Annotated in this window: 3 protein-coding genes and 1 pseudogene; 1 reads left to right on the top strand and 3 read right to left on the bottom strand. The window is 44.4% G+C overall.

From position 1 onward, the window contains the following. The 3 genes from ACEW9I_RS04635 to ACEW9I_RS04645 form a co-directional block, all read right to left on the bottom strand. Positions 1–381, bottom strand: a 381-nt coding sequence (locus tag ACEW9I_RS04635; protein WP_373539197.1) for an NADPH-dependent FMN reductase, incomplete at its 3' end; no start/stop codon positions are given. Positions 382–661: 280 nt separating this feature from the next. After that, entirely contained in the window at positions 662–1702 is a 1041-nt protein-coding gene (locus ACEW9I_RS04640) for an AI-2E family transporter (protein ID WP_373539198.1), read from the bottom strand. Positions 1703–1857: 155 nt separating this feature from the next. Then, positions 1858–2496 (bottom strand): hypothetical protein, encoded by a 639-nt coding sequence (locus ACEW9I_RS04645; RefSeq protein ID WP_373539199.1) that lies wholly within the window; start codon positions 2494–2496, stop codon positions 1858–1860. Positions 2497–2588: 92 nt separating this feature from the next. Here ACEW9I_RS04645 and ACEW9I_RS04650 point away from each other — a divergent pair. Beyond that, positions 2589–2694 (top strand): annotated as a pseudogene (locus ACEW9I_RS04650) (helix-turn-helix domain-containing protein); the annotation flags it as partial.

The raw sequence follows: 2694 nt of genomic DNA on the forward strand, positions 1-2694 counted from the left end.
TTGAATCGCGGCTCTCACACCGCCAAAGCCGCCTACAGAATAAGAAACGATGCCTGCCGGACGAAAATAGTACTCTTCTAAGAAATGATCCATCAAATTACTCAAGCCGGGTTGAATGGAATGGTTGTACTCTCCAGCTACTACGACAAAGCCATTAGCGGTTCTAATATGCTCCGCTAATTCCTCCATTTTTCCAGGGGCTTGTCCCTGTTCGTATTCTTTGTACATGCGATCGAGAATCCCAAAGTCATACTCTTTGGCATCTGCAAAAATTACCTGATGATTTCTCTCCTGGAGTCGATCGATCGTGAAGCGGGCGGCTTTGATCCCCTGGCGATCGCGTCGGTAAGAACCGTAGAAGACGATTGTTTTGAAATTCATAGATTACTCGCCTCATCCAGAATTTGTTCTTTCATGAGATAATAATTACTCCACAAATGATACTTTATTTACATATATCCTTAGCTACGGAACAATATATTAAATCTATCAAAAGGTATAAATTAGAGAGTCTTACTTTAACTGAGTAACCCTTGCTCGTAATTCCCCTATTTCCCTACTCAGTAGCCAATGAGGATGTCGGTGGACAGCCAGTATGTGCATTTTTACGAGATATCCGCGATCGAGCTAACAAACTAGAGCGAGGAGATCGTTAACAATGCTAATCGTGGTCTTGTTGCATTTCTCTAACTCCGCATAATTCGATTGCGATGCCAGCCAGCGGGATCGATAAAAACACGCCAATTAATCCTGCCACCTTCGCACCTACGAGCAATGCAAAAAACATGACTACAGGATTGAGATCGATCGATCCTTGCATGATTCTAGGCATGAGTATGTTTTCTTGAACTTGCTGGAGTAGAATGCAACTTACCAAAGTAATCAATGCTAGGGAGACTCCTTGCTGCAAAATAATCAGCGACACTAAGCTAACTCCCAGCGTTGCTCCAATCCCCGGAATCAGGTCAAATATACTCACGATTGCTGCCAAGCCTAATGGAGAAGAAACTCCTAATAATAGGAACACAATATAAATAGAAATACCAAATAAAACAACCAGGATTAATCTGCCCCAGAAAAAACCTAGGAAGTTTTTTCGTACCACTTCGGTAACGCGATCGCGCATTGCCAGCGGGAAAATTCGCAGGAGTAAATTCCACAATCGTTTGCCATCAAGTAGCATGAATACAGCAACAACTGCAATAATAACTAAGTCCAGCAAATTTCCGAAGATGTTTTGTAGCATTGTCAACCCAAAACCTACGGTAGAGGGGACTTGAGTCCGAAGTTGAGTTTCAAGTTCGCTAAGATCGATATCGATGTTCCATCGTTGGAGAAATATTATCAGCCGATCGACAGAAGCGATCGCGCTCTCCAATAATTGTGGTGCCCGATCGACTAGCTGCTGTGTCTGTGAAAAAATTGCAGTTCCAATTGTGGCCGCGATCGCAACTAAAATTAATAAACTGAGTAAAAAGACCGAAATAACAGCAATTCCGCGCGGCACGATCCGGGCGGCCCACTGCACCGGAAAGCTCAGTAAGAATGCAAAAATTGCTGCAAATATAAAAATAATAATTACCGAGCTAAAGTAGGCTACGATTTGAACGATCGCCCACCCCAGTATAAATAACAACACATAGCGAATTAGCTTGGTATTGTTGAAATTATCCAAGATTGAGTGATGTTTGGGTTGGCTCATGTGCAATTATTTCTCGCTCTAGCTTGAATCTTACCTGAGCAATGACACGATCGACTTTCAGCCTGATTGCCTTTGATATTGCTGTCGATATCGATCCTAAATTTTTAGTTCCACCTTCGATCGTACACAAGATAGCACTTGCTGACTCTCTACCTTTAGGAAGATCCGATCGTCTCCTCAATTGTAGAGAGTACATGCGATTTTGAATCGTTATTTTTATTTGGTTCACCAGCATTGATGGGGTCGGTTGTCGAGGCATTTTGCAGCACTTCGATCGTTGGCTGCAATCGAACGGTGGGGGTGGTTGCTAGTTCAGTTTTAACAAGATAGCAACGCTCATTCTGAGTACCGGAGCCAACGGGTTGAATTTGCCATTGAGTTTGGAGATAGTTCTGGATCGCTAGCGATCGATCCTGAGCGATCGTGCCAATTTCCGATGGGGTTTGCCCAGATTGTAGCTCGATTTGCAATGTCGGATTTTGTTGCATTACTCGACCGATCCGATCTAGTATTTGCGTTTGGTCGGATGGAATTTGAGATCGATTCAACTCAAAGGTGACTGTTGCTAAAATAGGAGCGATTCGATTGAATGTCACCTCGGCTGTCGAATAATCTAATTGTCTGCGGATATCCTCGACCATTACGGCTTGTCCATCGCGATCGATATCTCGCTCGCTCAAGTAACTAATCTGCATTTTCAACGGTGCCACGGGGCTAGTAATGGCCTCATAACTCACCAATCGAGCTAGGGGCGGTAGTATTAAGGATTCGATCGCTAGTTTGGCACTTTCCAAAAAACCAGATTACAACTGAGCTGTTGTCGGCGGTGGTGCTGGCTTGCTTGCTTCAGAAGTCCGCCGCCCCGCGCCACTGCAAATCCAGTCTCAGCATTAAATCCCACATTCGGGGTTTGTGCCAAAAGTTGCGGGATGCTGGTGCCCCCGACGATTTAATCGAGACGGTGCATGGATTGGGATGGTGCGATTCGTTGT

Origin of the sequence: Chamaesiphon sp. (genome assembly GCF_041738855.1) — a bacterium.
GTDB lineage: Bacteria > Cyanobacteriota > Cyanobacteriia > Cyanobacteriales > Chamaesiphonaceae > Chamaesiphon.